Origin of the sequence: Flavobacterium sp. 1355, from assembly GCF_017833415.1 — a bacterium.
Classification (GTDB): domain Bacteria; phylum Bacteroidota; class Bacteroidia; order Flavobacteriales; family Flavobacteriaceae; genus Flavobacterium.
In genome coordinates this window covers 236,391-255,868 of the sequence record NZ_JAFICC010000001.1, presented here as the reverse complement: position 1 = coordinate 255,868, position 19,478 = coordinate 236,391, and the positions used below count along the sequence as shown (strand labels likewise).

The window sequence follows — 19,478 nt, the reverse complement described above, 5'->3', positions numbered from 1 at the left end:
TTTTATTTATCTCCTGCCTCTGAATCCGCCTCCGCCAAGACGGCCGCCACCACTTCTCTGGAAATTCTGGAAATTTCGTGTTTGAACATTCCCTCTCTGTCGGGAGATATCAGAATGATTTAATCCGTCAATTGTACTGGAATGGCCCGGCGCCCCAAGTGGTTTATCAGGTGAACCCAATACTCTGTCCGGTTTTTGCAAATTGAGATTATTGTCCCGATTAATTTTGTCTCCTGCTGGCTGAATCCTTTCTCCTGATTTTTTTGAAGCTCCCAAAGTTCCCGCCTGTGTCCATCCACCATTGCCGTTATTATAATGGCTCCAGTTTCCGTTACTGTCTCTTTTGTAAACATGTCCGTCATGTCCCGCGTACAGATTATTGTTGGTATGAATTGTTGTGCCACCGCCTCTGTGATGTGTAATTACGCCTTCCTTTCCGCCAGAAGTCTTATAGCCAACTACAGTTCCGCGTCTGGTTGTTACGTGACCGCTTTGTACCCAATCATGACCATTTGATGCTGCAGAATGTCCCCATTGTGCATATGCATTATGATTCTGAACTGTTCCTCCGTAATTTCCTGTCCATGGATTATAAGAACTGGCAACCGTACGTCCGCCGTACCAACCCTGCACACTTGCAGAACGGCCATATCGTCCTGTCGCCGGGTTGTACCATGCAGAAGTTCCCGCAGCTCCGTACGGACCGTAAACTGCTCTCCCGGCTGCCCAGCCGCCTGTCCACGGGTTATACACCGCCCCAATGCCATAGGTACACGGCCACGGACGGTAGATTGGATACATTGGGCCATAATACATAAACGGAGGATAATAAAAACCTGTTCCGTAGGTCAGCACAGATCCTATGACAGCGCCCATAATAAAAGCCCCGAAATAACCTGCGGTTGTACTGCTTTCTACTGTTGTATCGGTAACATTGGTTTGTGTCACGTAGGTAACATTATAAACCGGAGAACTTGGAGGAATAGTATAAATTTCTTTTGGTACTGAACTTGTTACCTTCCACGGGCCATTTGGCTGCGAAGACATAAACCAGACCGCCTGAAAACACAAATAATACATGTCTCCTACCTTGATAACTTTTTCTTGTGTATTGCTTGCATATTGCATAGAAGTGCCCTCTATTGGCTTAAATTGAGGATCTCCATCGTAATGTACTTTGGCTTTGGCTTCTGCATCTGTCTTTTTAACAATAGCAGTTGTCGGAACCCGGGACAACAATACGGCATCTGAAGCTTCTATAGTGCCGGGAACGGATGAAAGTACACTGGCGCGTGGGGAATCTTTTGGGATTTTTGCAAAATCTGATGGGAGATTATTAGTCGAAAAACTCCATGGTCCTGTCAGTTCTTTGGCTTTAAACCATCTTCCTGATAATAAAACATAATATTGTCCGTCTTTTTCATCGGCAAAGACATCGTTATCAGTATTTTCAATATACATTAACTGCGTTCCCGGTATTTTTACAAATTTTGGCGCGCCGGCTACAGAAATGAGCTCTGCCGGCTTATCGCTAAAGAAAACCTGCAATTCTGTTTTTACTGATGGCGGTGGAATCATCTTTTTGACTTCATCAAAATTCTGGCCCGATGGTAAACTGTTTAAATCCTTTGGCAGGCTGCTGGTTTTGGTCCATTTTCCATCTAAAGTTTTGGAGGTGAGCCATATATTTTCGACCAGTAAGTAATAGTTTTTGGATGGTTTATGAAAAAACAAATCCCAATTGGTATTTACCACATAACTTATGCCCGTTTTTTCTACCGGAACCAGGACAGGTTCTCCCTGAACAATGAGCAATACAGACGGATTTGCGCTGTAAAATATTGGCGGAGGATCATTTTTTACCGCAACCCCTTTTGCCGGTGTATTATTTCTTTCCATGTCAGCCATTACACGGTCTAACGAAATTGGGTTTCCTCCTTTTGGAAATAATTCTTTGAGTAATTGCTCCGTTTTAGGTACCAGCTTTTCATCAAGTGCGGGAAATCGAACATCGGTTATTTCGATATTTTTAAAAAATACATTTCTGGAATCCTTATCTACCAGCGTTTCTGTCTTTAAGGAAGCAACTCCCAACACTTCTTTGCCATCTTTTGGGGTCAGGGAAAACGCAACAGCCGCCGTCAGTTCTTTAAAATCTTTCCATTGGTCAATCTGAGGCTGATAATAAACCAGTTTTGATCCGTTGGCTGTTACTTCTCTGGGCCAGCCAATATCTGTTGTGGATACCGAATCTGCCGAGGAAGGTTTTACAACATCGGCCAGTTTTTCATCTTTATTTTTTTGGCAGGAATAAGAGTTTAAAATGATACCAATTACCAGTAATTTGAGCATCTTCTTTATAACTTTAGTACAATTCATGGCTTTATTTTTAAGGGATAAACTTCAAATTGATTTTTCTTATTATGCATTACTATCATTCCGGATTAAATAAATGAGAATTTCTTCTTCAAGTTCTTTTGACAGATTTTCAAATTCTAATTTATGCCGGAAGTTTTTTTCAAACTTTTTCTTGTATTTTTCGGTTTTTTCACGACTGCTGCAATATTCATTACAGATCGATTTAAACTGATCGTCAATCAAATACAAAATCTTTAGAGATTCGAGATATTCTGCGAATTTTGCATTGTACAATTCGTTGGGAAGAGACATATTTTTGATTTTATAATTAGTAAATCAATAAGCAGGACAAACCGCAGTTAATAGGCCTTGTCTGTTGTGATTATAAGAGATCTCTATCTTTCAGCTGTATTTTTACCACTTATTGTTATGATTTAAAAAACATCTCATAGTTAGATTTGTATCTGAATGGCTTATTGTTTGGTTATCACTAAATTACCAATAACTAACACACCATATTCTGCAAATATGTTTCATTCTATAAAATGCAACAAGAATATAATTTGAAACATCAGAAAACAGCCAAAAAATAGTATTCTTACCATAATTGAACCTTCATTCAAAAATATTTTTAAATTCACGTAACAAATTCTGAATTTGATGTCCTATTAAAAACCTGACAAACAATACGCTAAAACCGGCAAAATGACGACAGATATTATCGAATTAAATGACTTTATTGTTTTAATTGAGCAATCAAAAGCTTCAAAAACATTCGTTCAGAAATGCGAAATCGACGGAGATGCTGTTGGATTTGCATTTTATGGTTCGGGCAATGTCGAGCTTGAAATAAAACACAACCAACAAACCAAATATTTAACCAATACAACTGGTCTGGCCATTTGTTTTTTCGGAAATCAGAAGGTTGAATTTGCCCATAAAATTGAACCCGATAAGCCTTTACAATCGATTAGTATTTTTACCAAACTAAAAAATCTTCCTATGCTGCCACAAGCAGAAAAAGAGATTTTTGAAAAATATTTACCCCAATTATTAAATCCTCAAGAACATTTTGTTAAAGGACCATCGTTTTATATGACGCTGGAAATGCAGTTGGCGGTACAGAAAATCTTTAACACCACCTATACGGAAAATACAAGATTGCTGTTTCTAAAAAGTCAGGTCAATGAGCTTCTGGCACACTTTTTTGCTTTACTTGCAACAGATCAAAAAATTGATTTTTCTGAAAAAGACAGGGATAAAATTTTTAAGGCAAAAGAAATCGTTACACACAACTATTCGCAGCCGCCCTCTATAACGCAGCTTTCTAAAATGGTCGGGCTCAACAGTAATAAATTAAAAAAGAACTTTAAGGAACTATTTGGCATTCCGGTTTTTAAATATGTACAGGAAGAGCGTCTTAATAAGGCATATGAATTATTGCAGAACAGCAACAAAACGGTACAGGAAGCAGCCTGGGATGTAGGCTACGAGAGCATTAGTTCTTTCTCTAATGCTTTTTATAAAAAATTTGCCGTCCGCCCGAATGAAGTCAGGCAAAATGCTTTTCAAACAAATCATAATTCTTTTGCAACAAATGGTTTAGTAAAGAAGTAAACACCTTTGTATCAGTATTCATTTAAAAAAATATTGATATGAGCAAAAAGAAAATTTTAGTACTTGGTGCTAATGGAAAAACAGGGAAAAGAGTTGTGGATCGTTTACAATTAAGAAATGATGTCGAAATTATTATGGGTTCCCGTACTGCAAAAACCCCTTTTGACTGGGAAAATCCTGAGACATGGCCGGCAGTTCTCAGCGGAGCAGATACGGTTTATATTACTTTTCAGCCTGATCTGGCTGTTCCTGCCGCAACCGAAATCATTAAAGAATTTACCGTATTAGCCACCAGACTAGGCGTACAGAAAATGGTTTTATTATCCGGAAGAGGTGAAAAAGAAGCGCAGGTTTGCGAGGAAATTGTAAAAGCTTCTGCTAAAAACTGGACAATTGTAAGAGCGAGCTGGTTTAATCAGAACTTTAGCGAAAGCTTCTTTTTAGAACCTATTTTAGCCGGTTTTGTGGCTTTACCAAGAGCAGAAGCACTGGAACCTTTTACCGACGCAGATGATATCGCAGATGTCGTTACAGAATGCCTTTTAAACGACAAACACAACGGCCAGACATACGAACTTACCGGACCGGAACTTTTGAGCTTTCCTGAGGCAGTTTCAATTATTGCAAAGGCAACAGACAGAGAGATACAATTCCAGTCTCTGACGCTGGGAGAATACATACAAATGCTTCGAGAATACCAGGTTCCTGAAGATTATATCTGGCTGGTAAATTATCTTTTTGAGCAGGTTTTGGATGGAAGAAATTCAAGCATTACAAATGATATCGAAAAAATAACCGGACGCAAACCAACTAATTTTACTACCTACGCAAATGAGACAGCAAAAAGCGGAATATGGAATATCGTTGATGTTCAAAATCAATAGCGATGAAGTATGTAAAAATTCTGCTTCCAGGCATTTTTGTATGGCTCTGTGTTAGTCTTTCGTTCTATGTTTTCGAACAGTTTCCTGTATTAAAAAATAACTTTAACATACAAGCTATAACAATACTGATAATAATTGTTTTATATTCATCATCAGGAGCTTATTTTTATTATAAAAACAGCCCTAAAACGAATGGTTTGACCCTTGGTACTGCAATGTCGCTTACCGCATTGATTTTAGACGCTTTAATAACAGTTCCGTATGTCGAAATACCGAACGGTAGGAGCTATCAGAGCTTTTTTTCAAGTCCGTTTCTTTGGTTACTGACGTCAATCAATACTATTACGGTTTATAGCTTCTGGAGAATTAAAATTAAAACCAAAAAGTGAATTTTATGTCCATATTTTGATTTCAAAGCAACAAAAAATCCAATTTTTTATAATTGGATTTTTTTATTTATTAATATAAAGTATTTGTTTGAATTGAATATTTTAAAATACTGGTTTACAATAAACTTACATCGATTCTTACAAATTCGTTTTTTGGCCTTTTTTCAACTTTTTTTATATTTAGAAAACATAATTTTGGTATATAAGGCTCTGGCTTGGCAGTACTTAAAAATTTCACACAAAGTTCATTTCAAATCTTACGAAATAACATCGAATGTTCCTTAAAAAAAATTAAATTTGGAGACCCTAATTCATTATTTACATTATGATCCAAAAAAGAAATTTTATTGTTTTATCAGCCTTATTTGCTTTATTGCTTTTTTCACCGTTGGCCTACTCACAGACGGCGCCTAAAAAAACAGAAGGTAAATCGAAATTATTTGAGGAAACAACAACCGACAGTGATTATCTGATGGCAATCGAAAAAGCTAGTGCCGTTATGGAAACTGCTTACAACGATGCCGATTTTGACGGAGCAAGCCACCACTTGTTTGGAGAAATCAAAAGAACCCAAAGCAAACTCGATTTAATTTTAGAAAGCCTTAAAGGGGCAAATCCAAATGTGCGTAATCAGCAAATGTACCGCATTGTTCTAAAAGAAATTCAGCAGGAGCTTGATGAGCAAAATGATGCCATTAATTTACGCAATAAAAACCTGGAGAAAATCAAAGACCGTTTTATCGAACTGCGAAAGGACAAAACATTAGTTACACTGATAAAAGATACTATTCGACGCAAACATTTTAAAAACGAATTTGCGAATCTTAGAAAGAAATACAAAAAAACGGATAGTCTGATGACTAAAAACCAAAGTGTTTTAAACAAAAATAAAAGACTTACCGTAGAAAGAAAAATTGCTGTTTCTAATGCCCTGATTACTGTAGAAAATAATCTTGAAAAATCGGGAATCAGCATGCTCAGAAAAGAGTATCCTTTTTTATGGAACATCACAGATTCTGTACCTGTGAAAAAGGATGAGCAAACAATCAAATCAAAAATTATTATAGAAGAAAGCGTTGCTGCTTATTACTTAAGTTATCGTGCGGGAGGATTAATTACGCTGGCTATTTTAATGGGATTACTGGGCTGGTATATTTTCCGTAACCTGAAATACTTAAAAAACAACGGTCATGCCGAAAATCTGACTCTTTTTAATTTTAAATACCTTAACAAGGGTGTTATCATTCCGGTGGCTGTAATAGGCTTAAATATAGCTGTAGTGGGCAACCTGTATGCTCCTGCTCTGTTTATAGAATTGCTGCAGCTTATTTTACTTGGAATTCTTACCATACTTTTCAAAAATCACTGGTCACGAAACGCAATGCGCAACTGGATGTTCTTGTTAGGATTGTTTTTTGCGCTCTGTTTCCTTGATTTATTTATCACTGTTGGATTATTGCAACGCTGTTGCTTTATTATAATTAACGTTTTAGGAATTCGTTATGGCTTAGTACAGATCAAGAGTTTAAAGAACGAATTGTACATCAAAGGCTTCTTTAAATGGGCTAATATAATTTTTATTGGTTTTAACGGATTATCGATACTTTATAACCTTTTTGGACGAGTATCACTTTCTAACATGCTAAGTTTGACTGCTTTTGTTTCACTTACGCAGATTGTTGCATTAAGCGTACTTATAAAAATAATTCTTGAAATTATTCTGCTTCAAATCTACACTACAAGGGTAAAACGCGGAATCGAAAAGATTTTTGACCACGAAAGTTTGTCGGATACACTCAAAAAGCCGTTTATTATCATTATCAGTTATATGTGGCTTGTGGTTATTGGTTCTAATCTGAATTTTTGGGAATCGCTTCGTACTTCTCTGGGAAATCTGCTTAGCCATCCGAACACGATTGGTAGCATTACTTTTACTTTAGGAAACATTCTTTTGTTTTTTATCATCATTTGGGTAGCACATTTACTGCAGAAATATGTGGCTTACTTTTTTGGGGAAGTCGATGATGAAAACGAAGAAAATATAAACAAAAGACAACACTCAAAACTGCTTATTACACGACTGGTTGTTTTAATTGTCGGATATCTTCTGGCTGTTGCCGCTTCTGGCATGCCTCTGGACAAATTAAGCATACTTTTAGGGGCTTTAGGTGTTGGTGTGGGACTTGGATTGCAAAATGTCGTAAATAACTTCGTTTCGGGCATTATTTTGATTTTTGACAAACCTATTCAGATTGGCGATGTTATCGATATTAGTTCAGAATCGGGGCGGGTAAAATCAATGGGGCTCCGTACGACTAAAATCAATGCTCCGAATGGAGCCGAAATTATTATTCCGAACGGTAATTTATTGTCTCAGAACATTACCAACTGGACGTATACAGACAATTTTAAATTGGTCGAGGTTTCTATTGAAATTACAGGTGACATAACTCCTGATGAGATTAACGAGACTATTCACAAATCTCTGGAAACTATTGCATTGGTAAACAATACAAAACCGTCGCAAATTTATTACAACGCCATTTCTGACGGAAAATATAAAATTCAGATCAAATTCTGGTGCAGCATTTACAAAACCGAAGAAACGGTGAGTACAGCACGTCAGGTATTGTTCAGCAATTTTAAGGCAAAAGGTTTGACTTTTTCAAGCTAAACATTTCAATTTAAATCAAAAAGGCCGTTAGAAATAATCTAACGGCCTTTTTTATTGGTTCAAAGTCCGATTAAAATTTTTCGGCAAATTCTTTAGCAAAATCTTCGAGTTTAATTTTTCCGTCAACAGAAAAATTACCGTTAAAGAAATGTTCCGCAATTTTACCGCTTCGTAATCCCGAACCCATTTCGGTATACAAACCTGCAATTTCTTCCGGTAAGCCAGCTTGCGTCATTCCCTGCAAAGATTGTTCATCTGTAAACTCAATCCATGGCAAATCTGTTTTACCAATTGCAGCTCCGAGAACTTTTGCAACCTCGCCAGGTGTGCGCACATCGCTGATGATATAGCGGATATTTTTACCAGTAGAATCTTTTTGCAGTTCTCCGGCCACAGCCGCCGCAATATCTTCCGGATGTACCATAGGCATTTTGAGATCGGCAGGATAATTAGCCCCCATAATTCCGGCACCTTTAATCATCGGGACATCGTTGTAGAAATTGGTGTAGAAAAATCCGGCACGCAAAATAGTCAGATTAATATCCAAATTACTGTACAAAGCTTCTATTGGATGAAGTCCTGCAATTGGTCCTGTTCCATTTGGCAAATGAGCACCAATACTGCTGAGCATGACAACTCGTTTGATATTTGCTTTTTTTATTGCTTCCGCAAAAGCTTTACCGGCATTTACTGTATTCGAGATTACATTTTTTCCTCCCAAATTTGGCGGTGTCATAGCAAAAAGGGCATCAGCTCCTGCAAAAGTATCAGCCAGAAAACCTGCATCAATTACGGAACCAACAGCTGCCTTCGCTCCTATTTTTTCGATTGCTTGTTTTCTCTCCGCATTGCTGCTGATCACTGTTACTTCGTGTCCGGCACTTACTAATTGTTTTGCCAATGGTTTTCCGATGTTCCCTAACGAACCTGTAATTATTATTTTCATCTTAAATTGTTTTTTATTTACAAGAACAAAGGTATATTTGTACTTACTTTTACACAAGTACTTACCCTAAAGTATGTATCATGACAGCAATTAAAGAAGCATCTACAATTCAGGAAAATAAGCAATATGCTTTAGACAACTGCCCTGTGACGTATGTAATGGAAAAAATCGGCGGATATTGGAAACCCATTATCCTTTACCATTTATCAACCAGCGATAAACGCTACAGCGAGCTCAAAAGGGCGATTCCGGCCATAACCGAAAAAATGCTTATTCAGCACTTGAGACAATTAGAGGCTGATGGCCTGGTTATAAGAGAAGCAAAACCGGTTGTTCCTCCATTTGTGACCTATCGTTTAAGCAATTCAGGAAATGGTCTGATTCCGGTTATTCATGCTATGGCAGAGTGGGCTTTTAAGGAGAAGGATGGGGTTTATGGCAATTAAAATGAAAAAAATAATATTCTCTTTAGTGCTATTAATAGTAGTTTCGATATTTTCGTTTGCTGTTTACAACTCAAAAAGTGAGTTCTATCGTAAACATAATGAGTTTTATAATCAAATTTTCACTGCTCAAGTAACAAAAATTGTTGAAGGCAGAGGAACTAAAATATTTTATGGCTCTAATAATTATTTTTACAGTGATTATTGTGAAGAAGAATATAAACTTGAAAAATTAATTAAAGTTGGAGATGTGATCAGAAAAAAAACAGGAATTCTTGAAATATATAGAGAAGATTTTCAAATTATTTCCTGTAAAGTTATAAAACCTTAAAGCCTTATTTTTTATTTCTATAAATTTCGCTTTGAAAATTTATTAGAAACATTTTTACAACTCAGAGATAAAACAAAATATGATGGTAAACTAATGAATAGTACAAATAAGTAATTGTTTCCAATCATAAAAATTAAAATATCATGTTTCAACCAATTATAGGCTTTCTTATTTTTTTCTTTCTAATAATATTTATAATTACTAGTTCAAATAAATCTTTACAAAATAAATATGATCAAATAATTGAGAGTATTAAAAAGAATGATTTAAAACTTTTTATAGAACAAACTACATGCTCAAATACCACTTTTGGAATGAATAACAGAGATTATTTATTCAGAAAATGTGATTTCTATTTAACTTCTGATGCTATCATAATATTTGGTTATTCTAAGTACAATATGTTTAAACAACTATCAACACCAATTATTCTAACTAAAAATATAACTAAATATAAGACTGCTTTTTCATTTGCAATTGTGAAAGATCCTGTGATAATTTCACTAAATCAAAAAGAAGATATTGTTATAAAATTTGGTGAAGCAGATTTAACAAAAACGTTCGTTAAAATGCAAATTAAAATAAGTTGTGAAGCAAATCAAAATATTATCAAAGCGTTTACTGATAATTTTTAGTACCAGGACTGGTCAGAAAGAGTAAATTATCTCATCTGCTGTGCAAATGTCTCCTGACTTTATGCAGTTCTCCTTACAATCTGCAAACAACAACATTTTATGCATTAGATATTTCTGGAAATAGTTTGGCAGTGTATAATTTACCGAGTGGTGGTAGTATAGTTCAAACAGATTTATCTATCTTTGGACTTAGCAGATTGGGAGTTTATAATAGAGCGACCACACAAAGCAGTTATGAGATTACTGACCATTTAGGAAATGTAAGAGCAGTAATTCGAAAAGAAAATAATATTCCTGCAATAAAATCTTTTGCTGATTATTATCCTTTTGGAGAACAAATAACTGAGCGTAGCGTTTTTTTGGCAGTTATCGTTATGAAATAAAGAATGATTCTATAATAAATGCATACTATGTGCATTTTAAGGGGACTTACAAATGCTAGCCGATTCAAAAAGACAAAGAGATAGCTTGTTAAAAACAAGAAATTCTACTGGGCAATTTTATCTATCAAAATAATTATGAAGGATGTATTGATACTTGTTTTACTATTTGTTTTATATAGTTGCGAAAAAACAAATGGTGAAGTAATTGAATATGACATAAATGGTAAAGTAATATCTAAATCATTTATAAAGGATAAAAATAATTTTGATTCTATATATTTTTTTAAAGATGGATTAATTTTTCGTAAAGTTATATTTAACGAATACAATAAAAATTATATAATTAAAAATTATGATAAAGACCAACATTTAATTTCTGAAGGTCCTGCTATTGATAGTATTAAAATTGGAATTTGGCATTTTTATAATATTAAAAATGAAATAGTGAAAAAAGTTGAATTTAAAAAAATATGTTCTAGTGAGTATCCTAATCAAGAGTACACATACCAAGAAAATAGAAAGATAAATATCTCAAAAAGTTCTTTTTACCAATATTCACTAAAAGAAATTTTTCATGACTCAAGAAAGTATTACAATATTAATATAAATTATGTTCCTTTACTTAAAAATAAAAGTAGTACTGTTTTATTTTTTTCAACAGAAATCGATAAAGATTTTTGCAACGTTGATTCTATAAGAAAAGACACCGTGCCAAGTTCAGGCAGTCCTTTTAATTTTTTATTTAATGTTGCATTTAAAACAAAAGGAAATAAAAACGTTCGAGGATATATAAGCGAGTATTACTATGAGGACACCTCAAATAAAAAGTTTGTTGAAATTCAAGAAAGAAGAGTTTTTTTCGACATTCCAATTGTCTCAAAATAGCCTCATTTACAGAAGAAAAGATTTTAAAGCGAAATAAAATTATCTTTTGTATTTTGCAACTTTTTATTAAACTGAGAGATCTTAATCTAAATTTCTCAATATAATTTTTTCAATGTAATTTTCCTACCCTCGCTCATCGAAGTGTTCTTTAAAAGAATAAATTTATCGCATCTGCTGTGCAAACGTCTCATGACTTTATACAGTTCTCCTTACAATCTGCAAACAACAACATTTTATGCATTAGATCTGTCTGGAAATAGTTTGGCAGTGTATAGTTTACCGAGTGGCGGTAGTATAGCTCAAACAGATTTATCTATCTTTGGGCTTAGCAGGTTGGGAGTTTATAATAGAGCTACCACACAAAGCAGTTATGAGATTACTGACCATTTAGGAAATGTCAGAGCAGTAATTAGAAAAGAGAATAATCTTCCTGCAATAAAATCTTTTGCTGATTATTATCCTTTCGGAGAACAAATAACTGAGCGTAGTGTTTTTGGCAGTTATCGTTATACATTCCAGGGACAGGAGGTTGATGGTGAAACTGGAATGGAAGCTTTTCAGCTTAGGCTTTGGGATGGTCGTTTAGGAAGGTGGTTGTCGCCAGACCCTTATGGGCAACATTATTCTCCTTATTCTGGTATGGGAAATAATCCTGTTAGTCATATTGATCCTGATGGTGGATGGGAATCAGAGACTTGGGCTAAAGTTGTTGCCTTCTTTCGTGGCGGAACAGCTTTTCAAAGTTCTCAAGGTGATTGGGGAGTTCAAACAGCTGGAAAATCCTCTGATGGAATGTATATCCAAACTGATTATGGGGGTAAAAGATATGATGTTTATAGACAAGCGGCAGCTGAAAAGTATATGGATGCGTTAGCAGACTATAGAGCTTTCCATCCAAGTGAATTTGGAGATATCAGTCTTTGGGATGATAAATTTGAAGGCAATAGACTTCAATCCATTGCTAGTGCCTTTGAAATTGTAAATCCACAAGCACCAGCGATGAATTTTTTTAAGGCTGCAAATAGTAGTGGAAGAGCTTTTTGGAGCGGAGCTGGGACGGAATCTAAAGCTTTAGCAGAAGGATTCGAAACCCTAGGGCAAACTAGAGCAGGAAAAAACTTAATTAAATTAACAGAAGGAATGGATTATTACCCAGCAATAGGGGGGAAATCTGCATCACAAGCATATTTATGGTGGGCAAGATTATCAACAAAGTACGCTGAAGGAGCCTCGGGAACAGTTCATGTTTTCCAAAATGCAGAGCATGGTGTTGGAATGCAAAGTATCTGGAGATTATATGAATATCCAACGTTATTAAAGAACCCAAAAGTTACAAGTATAAAATATCATTAAAAATAACAGTATGTTAACTGCAGAAAAAGTGAAAATTTTTAAAAAATATAAAGGATACTATGATGGATATCATATTCAAAATAATGGAAAAGAAAAAATAATTTCGGATAATGAATGGATTTTAATAGATAACTTAATGCAAGATTTATTTTTAATTAGGAATGGTATGGTCTCAGAATCCTTTAAAGCGAACATTATCAAGCAAATTATAGAAAATTGTGATAATGAACAAACTTTTAATTTAATCATTGAATTGGAAAAGTATTTAAATAATAAAAATATCCGATAAGTTAACGATAGAATTAATAAAACAATTACCCACAAACTTAAAATCAAAAATAATTGTTTCATTTCTTTCCATGTTTTAAATTAATATGTAAACCCTAAAATAACCTCCAAGACTTCCTTTTAAAGTAAATAAAGACATTTATTAATAATCTTATGCAGAATATCTAAAGATAAAAATGACATTTGGTTTGGATTGGAATTTAAAACTCCCGGAAAAAAACAAATTAAAGGTATTCTTGAAGAAATGCATTACGAGACTAATAGAGACAGGACTGATTTAATCATCAAAAAAAGATTTAAATATTTTTTTAAAGAAATTTATGTTATCAAATAAATAAACTTAAACTGCAGCTCCGACCGCTTGGATATGTGTAAAGATGAAGCAGATTTGCAATCTGTGCTCGCATTAATAAGACAAGAAAATCAAACTAAAAAGCAACTTTTTAACTGGGTTGCTTTTTAGTTTGTAAAAGCAATAATCACTCTTCATAAAGATTACAGATCATAGGCTTCCGAATTCTGCTTATCGTACATTCTCAATATTAAAAATTTAAACCCTAAATTTATCCTTCCAAATTTTAAGGTCAATCCAAAAACAAAATCAATATGGGAAATCAGGAGAATATTAGAAAAGTTGCCATTGTTGGGTATAACAGAATTCCGTTTGCGAGAGCCAATACCTTTTATTCAGATGTAAGTAATTTGCAAATGATGACTGCAACGCTTGACGGACTTGTTGAAAAATATAATCTTCAGGGTCAGTTACTTGGCGAAGTTGTGGGCGGTGCTGTTATCAAACATACAACAGACAATAACCTGATTAGAGAATGTGTGATGAAAACCGCTCTAGATCCTGCCACTCCTGCCTGCGATCTGCAACAGGCCTGTGATACCGGAATTGAAAGTGCCATTTATGTTGCCAATAAAATTGCGCTTGGTCAAATAGATTCTGGAATTGCCTGCGGTGTAGATTCTATCAGCGATATGCCGATTGCGGTAAGCGAGAACCTGAGAAAAATATTGCTTGACGCACGAAAAGCAAAATCATTTGGGGCAAAATTAAAGACTTTTCTAAAAATTCGCCCGAAAGACCTAACTCCGCTTGTGCCTCGAAATGAGGAATCCCAAACCGGACTTTCTATGGGGGGACACACAGAGATTACGGCCAAATATTATAAAATTTCAAGAGAAGATCAGGATCAGCTGGCGCTGCAAAGTCATCTGAATATGGCAAAAGCATATGATGAAGGTTTTTTCAGCGATATGATTACTCCGTTTAACGGACTGGACAGAGATAATAATTTACGAAAAGACAGCACTTTGGAGAAACTGGCAAAACTTTCTCCGGCTTTTGATAAAACCAACGGAACACTAACTGCAGGAAACTCTACTCCGCTTACCGATGGTGCTTCGAGTATTCTTTTGGCAAGCGAAGAATGGGCAAAAGAACATAATTTACCCATTTTGGCTTATATCACACATGCAGAAGTTGCGGCTATTGAGTATGTAAAAAATCAACAGAATTTATTGTTAGCGCCTTTGTTTGCAGCTTCAAGAATGTTAGAAAAAGTAAATCTTACGCTGCAGGATTTTGATTATTATGAAATTCACGAAGCGTTTGCTGCTCAGGTTTTGGCTACGCTTAAAATCTGGGAAAGCCCTGAACTTAGTAAAGAAATAGGCCTTAAAAAACCACTTGGTGCAATCGACCGAAGCAAATTAAATGTAAAAGGAAGCAGTCTGGCGGCAGCGCATCCGTTTGCTGCAACGGGCGGAAGGATTATTGGTGTAATGGCAAAATTGCTTAACGAAAAAGGCTCCGGAAGAGGTTTTATCTCGATTTGTGCCGCGGGCGGGCAAGGAATTACGATGATTATTGAGAAATAAATTTTTGAAGGTTCAAAGGAACAAAGGCTCAAAGGGACAAAGTTTTTTAGAACTTTGAAAATATTTGCCACAGATTGAATGATTCTAAGGATTAAATCATTTTAATCTTTTAATCTGTGGCTAAAAAAATCAAATATCTAATGAGAAAATCCAAAAGAGATACTCATAATTATAATTCCAATTACGATTGTCGTGATTACTACATACAAATAATCTTTTTCTAAAAGGAAAGAAAATAACGAGAGTAATACCCTAAATACCGGCGTCAGAAACAGTAAAACGATTCCGAAAAATATAATAGATTCTCCTCCGCCCTTAATCACGCCATTATAAACCGCAGCGATTACTTCAAAAATATTTCGGTCATTTTCTTTGAAAACAGAGTAGTTTTCTATGTCGTTTCCATGGTGCAATAAATATACAATTCCGCCAATAAAGGCTACTGAAAGGGAAATCCAGACTCCGTAGCGCAATAAATTACCCACTATTTTCTGAAAATCTTTTTCTCCGAATTTTTCGTGTGTCATTTGATTATATTTTTCCATTAAGTCCGTTATAAATCATATTTAAAGCCAGTACAAAAATCAGGCAGGCAAAAAAGATACGCAGTTTTTTAGGGTTTGTTCGTACCAGAATTTTAGCGCCGGCCATAGCTCCAAACAAAACACCAATGACAACTGGCATACAGATTCCCGGTTCAATATATCCTTTCTGAATATAAATTACAGAACTCGCCATTGCAGTTACTCCCATCATAAAATTACTGGTTGTAGTAGAAACCTTAAACGGAACTCGCATAATGTTATCCATCGCAATTACTTTAAAAGCTCCGGAACCAATTCCCAGTAATCCTGACATCATCCCGGCTATTCCCATCATACTGAACCCTCCTATTACATTCTTTGTTCCGTAACTTATTATCTGGCCGTCGTGTGAAGGATATGTTCCCTGCAATTTTAGTTTTTTGGCCAACGGACTGGATTCTAAAACGATATGTTCTTCTTTTTTTCTTAACGAATTGATGGCTGAGAATATCAGTGTAAGTCCGAACAATACGGCTATAAAAGATGTTGGTGCAATTGTAGAAAGCAGCGCTCCGCCAACAGCTCCCAACGTAGTGGCTATTTCGAGAAAAATCCCAAGACGCATATTGGTTATTCCTTCTTTTACATATGCTGCCGCAGAACCGGAAGAAGTTGCTATTACAGAGACCAGAGCGGCTCCGATGGCATAATGAATATCGACTCCAAGTACAATTGTTAAAAGTGGTATAATGATGATCCCGCCGCCTAATCCTGATAGTGATCCTATAAAACCAGCCAGAAAAGCGCCCAAAATCATAATCAGGGTAAATGTAAGTACTGTCATTTGGATTTATTTATTTGAATGCTAATTTACAAATACATATTTGCTTTGACGGTATTAGATTTTACAACTCATTTATAAAAACCAAAAACAGCACTTAAACAACTGAAATACAATTAAATAATCACAACTTAAAAATACCTTAAAATTCTCAGATACTAAAACCTTCTATACTTTTATGTAATTTCGTTAGTTTGATAAATCAGACGGTACTAGTTATTCTTTGTTTCATTGGTTACTAAAGCAGCAACTGCATCAATGGCTTTATTAACGATTTCTTCGGGAGTTCCTTTGAATCTGTACTTTTTTGCGATTTCCTTATGCGGAAAAATAAAATGTAAAAATATGGTGCCAACTGGTTTTGTCGGACTCTCGCTCCCACCCGGAGTTGTTAGCCCGGTAAGTGCAACACAAATATCTGATTTAACAAAACGATGAAAATTCCTGGCCATTAATTTTGTTACAACAGCAGATTCTGCTGTATATTGTGCAATTGTTCCTTTTGGGATAAGCAGCAGGTCTTCTTTCATAGATTCATGATAGCAGACCAATCCGCCAATCAGGATTTTTCCTGAATCCATCACGGTAGAAAACTCATAACTTATTTTTCCTGCCGATGCACTTTCGACAAAACATATTGTCCGGTTTTTCTTTATTAATGCCTCACAGCATTCAATAACACTTTTACTTGCCATGTTTTATGTTTTTAAAGTCTGACAATTCTTTATATTAAATTGGAAATGGCAAAATTGAATCAATTCAATTTTGCCATTTCATATAGTAAAATATTATAAGTTCGCTTCTCTTTCCCAGAAGCGGTGTTTTCCTATTGCGGCAGTAAAAGAAGCAGCCAAATTTTCGTCGGCAATCTGATCGCCAATAAGTATACCAACATCCCTGCTGATTTTATCATTATGCGCAAAACAAAGTGTTTCAATCCCTTCTCCTTCTACCGCAATAAATTTACAATGCTTATAGGAGTCCGTTAGAAATTCTTTTACTTCATTTTTATTTTTTATATCCAAAATCCCTTTTCCGGCCGGAACAAATACGGCATCAAAAAGTACAGATGCTGCAGTTAAATAACTTTGATCAACGGGTATTTCTGTGCCTTCCTCAGAAATAATTGTTCCAAGATGAGGCGCTATTATTTTGACGACTGCCCCGCCATTTTCCAGGCTTGTTTTCATATTTGCCACAGATGCGGCATTTACACCGTCAGCACACAAAAAGGCTATTTGCCTTGTCGCAATTGTGTCTGAACCTTTGTCATTTTTGAGCATGCTTAAGGCATCAGAAGTATCAGGAATTGGCTTAATTTCTTTAGGTTCATATTTCATCTGATCAGCATCTGCTCCTACTCCTTGGTTTATAGGCGTATCCAAATCTTTTGGTGCTTTTAATCCTAAACCTTTTGCTACTTTACTTACCAGTATTTTATCAACTTTAGATAGTAACCCCAACATTCTTTCCCGTATTGCAACGGTTTCTACCTTTCCTAGTTCAAAACACAACGCGTTGATAATATGTGCCTGTTCTGTTTCGGTCTGGCTTTGATAAAAAAGTGTGGCCTGACTAAAATGGTCTGAGAAACTGGCACTTCGTTCACGAACTTTATGTGCATCTACTCGTTCGTTAAAACTTGCAAAACCTCCTTCGTTAATTTTTGCCTGAAAAGGACAGCCGCCACCCAATGAATTTGGATGATAACTTACGCGGCCAACTGCAATTTCCTGACGCATATGCCCGTCACGCTGATTGTTGTGCATTGGGGCAATGGTTCTGTTTATCGGAATTTCATGAAAATTCGGGCTTCCTAATCGTGATAATTGTGTATCTGTATAAGAGAATAAACGCCCTTGCAGCAATGGGTCATTTGTAAAATCTATTCCTGGAACAACATGCCCGGGATGAAATGCAACCTGCTCTGTTTCTGCAAAAAAGTTATCCGGATTTTTGTTCAAAGTCATTTTTCCAATAATCGTAACGGGTACAATTTCTTCGGGAACCAGTTTGGTTGGGTCCAATAAGTCAAAATCAAATTTATGTTCGTCGCTTTCGGGAATAATCTGTACCCCCAATTCCCACTCAGGAAAATTTCCAGATTCAATGGCTTCCCATAAATCCTGTTTATGAAAATCGGAGTTTTTACCCGAAATCTTTTGTGCCTCATCCCATAAAACACTATGGGTTCCTAATACCGGTTTCCAATGAAATTTTACAAAATGCGATTCATTTTCTTTATTTATAAATCTAAAAGTATGTACACCAAAACCTTCCATCATTCTCAGGCTTCTTGGTATTGCCCTGTCGCTCATAACCCACATTATCATGTGCATGGATTCCGGCATCAGTGAAATAAAATCCCAAAAAGTATCATGGGCAGATGCCGCCTGCGGAATTTCGTTATGCGGTTCCGGTTTTACAGCATGTATAAGGTCAGGAAATTTCATTGCGTCCTGAATAAAAAATACAGGCATATTATTTCCGACCAAATCATAATTTCCTTCCTGAGTATAAAATTTTACAGAAAAACCGCGTACATCACGTGCTAAATCTGTAGAGCCTCTTGACCCTGCAACCGTAGAAAAACGAACAAATACAGGTGTTTTTATATTGGTATCATTTAGAAAACCGGCTTTTGTATATTTATCAAGCGGTTTATATAACTCAAAATAGCCATGGGCTGCAGAACCTCTTGCGTGTACTATTCTTTCGGGAATTCTTTCATGGTCAAAATGGGTGATCTTTTCTCTTAGAATAAAATCTTCCAGTAATGAAGGGCCTCTTTCTCCTGCTTTTAGGGAATTATTATCATCATTTATTTTAACTCCCTGGTCTGTAGTAAGAAATTGGCCTTTAGCATTTGATCTGTTCAAATCAAGATCTTCCTGCTTATTATTTTGATCATCATAACTTGACGGTTTCTGATTTTTCATATTAACGTATTTTAATTTTTAAATTTGAATGTAAACCACCTGAATTTCCTATAAAGGCATTTCAAATAAATTCAGATTCATTCGCTGTAAGCAATCAAAAT

Annotated in this window: 19 protein-coding genes; 12 read left to right on the top strand and 7 right to left on the bottom strand. The window is 35.5% G+C overall.

Annotation, left to right across the window (positions count from 1 at the left end):
- Positions 1-6: 6 nt before the first annotated feature.
- Both JOD96_RS01195 and JOD96_RS01190 read right to left on the bottom strand, forming a co-directional pair.
- Complete coding sequence (locus JOD96_RS01195) at positions 7-2,379, bottom strand: hypothetical protein (RefSeq protein ID WP_209562442.1); 2,373 nt, start codon at positions 2,377-2,379, stop codon at positions 7-9.
- Positions 2,380-2,421: 42 nt separating this feature from the next.
- Positions 2,422-2,670, bottom strand: coding sequence for a hypothetical protein (locus JOD96_RS01190; RefSeq protein WP_209562441.1), 249 nt, complete (start codon positions 2,668-2,670; stop codon positions 2,422-2,424).
- A gap of 393 nt (positions 2,671-3,063) precedes the next feature.
- Here JOD96_RS01190 and JOD96_RS01185 point away from each other — a divergent pair, with 393 nt between their 5' ends.
- The 4 genes from JOD96_RS01185 to JOD96_RS01170 all read left to right on the top strand — a co-directional run bounded on the left by JOD96_RS01185 (position 3,064) and on the right by JOD96_RS01170 (position 7,922).
- On the top strand, positions 3,064-3,975 hold the full coding sequence (locus JOD96_RS01185; protein WP_209562440.1) for a helix-turn-helix domain-containing protein: 912 nt from the start codon (positions 3,064-3,066) through the stop codon (positions 3,973-3,975).
- Between the two features lie 38 nt (positions 3,976-4,013).
- Positions 4,014-4,859 (top strand): NmrA family NAD(P)-binding protein, encoded by an 846-nt coding sequence (locus tag JOD96_RS01180; RefSeq protein WP_209562439.1) that lies wholly within the window; start codon positions 4,014-4,016, stop codon positions 4,857-4,859.
- 2 nt (positions 4,860-4,861) lie between these two features.
- Positions 4,862-5,248, top strand: coding sequence for a DUF5367 family protein (locus JOD96_RS01175; RefSeq protein WP_209562438.1), 387 nt, complete (start codon positions 4,862-4,864; stop codon positions 5,246-5,248).
- 325 nt (positions 5,249-5,573) lie between these two features.
- Positions 5,574-7,922: a mechanosensitive ion channel family protein gene (locus JOD96_RS01170; protein WP_209562437.1), complete on the top strand. Its 2,349-nt coding sequence runs from the start codon at positions 5,574-5,576 to the stop codon at positions 7,920-7,922.
- 70 nt (positions 7,923-7,992) lie between these two features.
- Here JOD96_RS01170 and JOD96_RS01165 read toward each other — a convergent pair whose 3' ends face one another.
- Positions 7,993-8,868 carry an SDR family oxidoreductase gene (locus JOD96_RS01165; RefSeq protein WP_209562436.1) on the bottom strand — a complete coding sequence of 292 codons (876 nt, stop codon included), beginning with the start codon at positions 8,866-8,868 and terminating at the stop codon, positions 7,993-7,995.
- Between the two features lie 80 nt (positions 8,869-8,948).
- Between JOD96_RS01165 and JOD96_RS01160 the strand changes: the two genes are divergently transcribed.
- The 8 genes from JOD96_RS01160 (at position 8,949) to JOD96_RS01125 (ending at position 15,073) form a co-directional block, all read left to right on the top strand.
- Positions 8,949-9,314 carry a winged helix-turn-helix transcriptional regulator gene (locus JOD96_RS01160; RefSeq protein WP_209562435.1) on the top strand — a complete coding sequence of 122 codons (366 nt, stop codon included), beginning with the start codon at positions 8,949-8,951 and terminating at the stop codon, positions 9,312-9,314.
- A 1-nt stretch (position 9,315) separates the two neighbouring features.
- Complete coding sequence (locus JOD96_RS01155) at positions 9,316-9,642, top strand: hypothetical protein (protein WP_209562434.1); 327 nt, start codon at positions 9,316-9,318, stop codon at positions 9,640-9,642.
- A 143-nt stretch (positions 9,643-9,785) separates the two neighbouring features.
- Positions 9,786-10,277: a hypothetical protein gene (locus tag JOD96_RS01150; RefSeq protein ID WP_209562433.1), complete on the top strand. Its 492-nt coding sequence runs from the start codon at positions 9,786-9,788 to the stop codon at positions 10,275-10,277.
- A 125-nt stretch (positions 10,278-10,402) separates the two neighbouring features.
- Positions 10,403-10,660, top strand: a complete 258-nt coding sequence (locus JOD96_RS01145) for a hypothetical protein (protein WP_209562432.1) — start codon at positions 10,403-10,405, stop codon at positions 10,658-10,660.
- A gap of 135 nt (positions 10,661-10,795) precedes the next feature.
- Entirely contained in the window at positions 10,796-11,545 is a 750-nt protein-coding gene (locus tag JOD96_RS01140) for a hypothetical protein (protein WP_209562431.1), read from the top strand.
- A 189-nt stretch (positions 11,546-11,734) separates the two neighbouring features.
- Entirely contained in the window at positions 11,735-12,898 is a 1,164-nt protein-coding gene (locus tag JOD96_RS01135; RefSeq protein ID WP_209562430.1) for an RHS repeat-associated core domain-containing protein, read from the top strand.
- A 10-nt stretch (positions 12,899-12,908) separates the two neighbouring features.
- A complete protein-coding gene (locus JOD96_RS01130; RefSeq protein ID WP_209562429.1) occupies positions 12,909-13,187 on the top strand; it encodes a hypothetical protein in 279 nt (92 codons plus the stop codon).
- Between the two features lie 605 nt (positions 13,188-13,792).
- Positions 13,793-15,073 carry an acetyl-CoA C-acetyltransferase gene (locus JOD96_RS01125; protein ID WP_209562428.1) on the top strand — a complete coding sequence of 427 codons (1,281 nt, stop codon included), beginning with the start codon at positions 13,793-13,795 and terminating at the stop codon, positions 15,071-15,073.
- 137 nt (positions 15,074-15,210) lie between these two features.
- On the opposite strand, the gene JOD96_RS01120 is transcribed toward JOD96_RS01125, so the two are convergent.
- From JOD96_RS01120 to JOD96_RS01105, 4 genes are all read right to left on the bottom strand, one after another.
- Positions 15,211-15,618 carry a DUF1634 domain-containing protein gene (locus JOD96_RS01120; protein ID WP_209562427.1) on the bottom strand — a complete coding sequence of 136 codons (408 nt, stop codon included), beginning with the start codon at positions 15,616-15,618 and terminating at the stop codon, positions 15,211-15,213.
- A complete protein-coding gene (locus JOD96_RS01115) occupies positions 15,605-16,441 on the bottom strand; it encodes a sulfite exporter TauE/SafE family protein (protein WP_209562426.1) in 837 nt (278 codons plus the stop codon). The genes JOD96_RS01120 and JOD96_RS01115 overlap by 14 nt, the downstream gene beginning before the upstream one ends.
- A gap of 209 nt (positions 16,442-16,650) precedes the next feature.
- The gene (locus JOD96_RS01110; protein WP_209562425.1) at positions 16,651-17,133 is read right to left on the bottom strand and encodes a CinA family protein; all 483 of its coding nucleotides are present in this window, start codon (positions 17,131-17,133) and stop codon (positions 16,651-16,653) included.
- A 93-nt stretch (positions 17,134-17,226) separates the two neighbouring features.
- Positions 17,227-19,377, bottom strand: coding sequence for a catalase (locus tag JOD96_RS01105; RefSeq protein ID WP_209562424.1), 2,151 nt, complete (start codon positions 19,375-19,377; stop codon positions 17,227-17,229).
- Between the last annotated feature and the right edge of the window lie 101 nt (positions 19,378-19,478).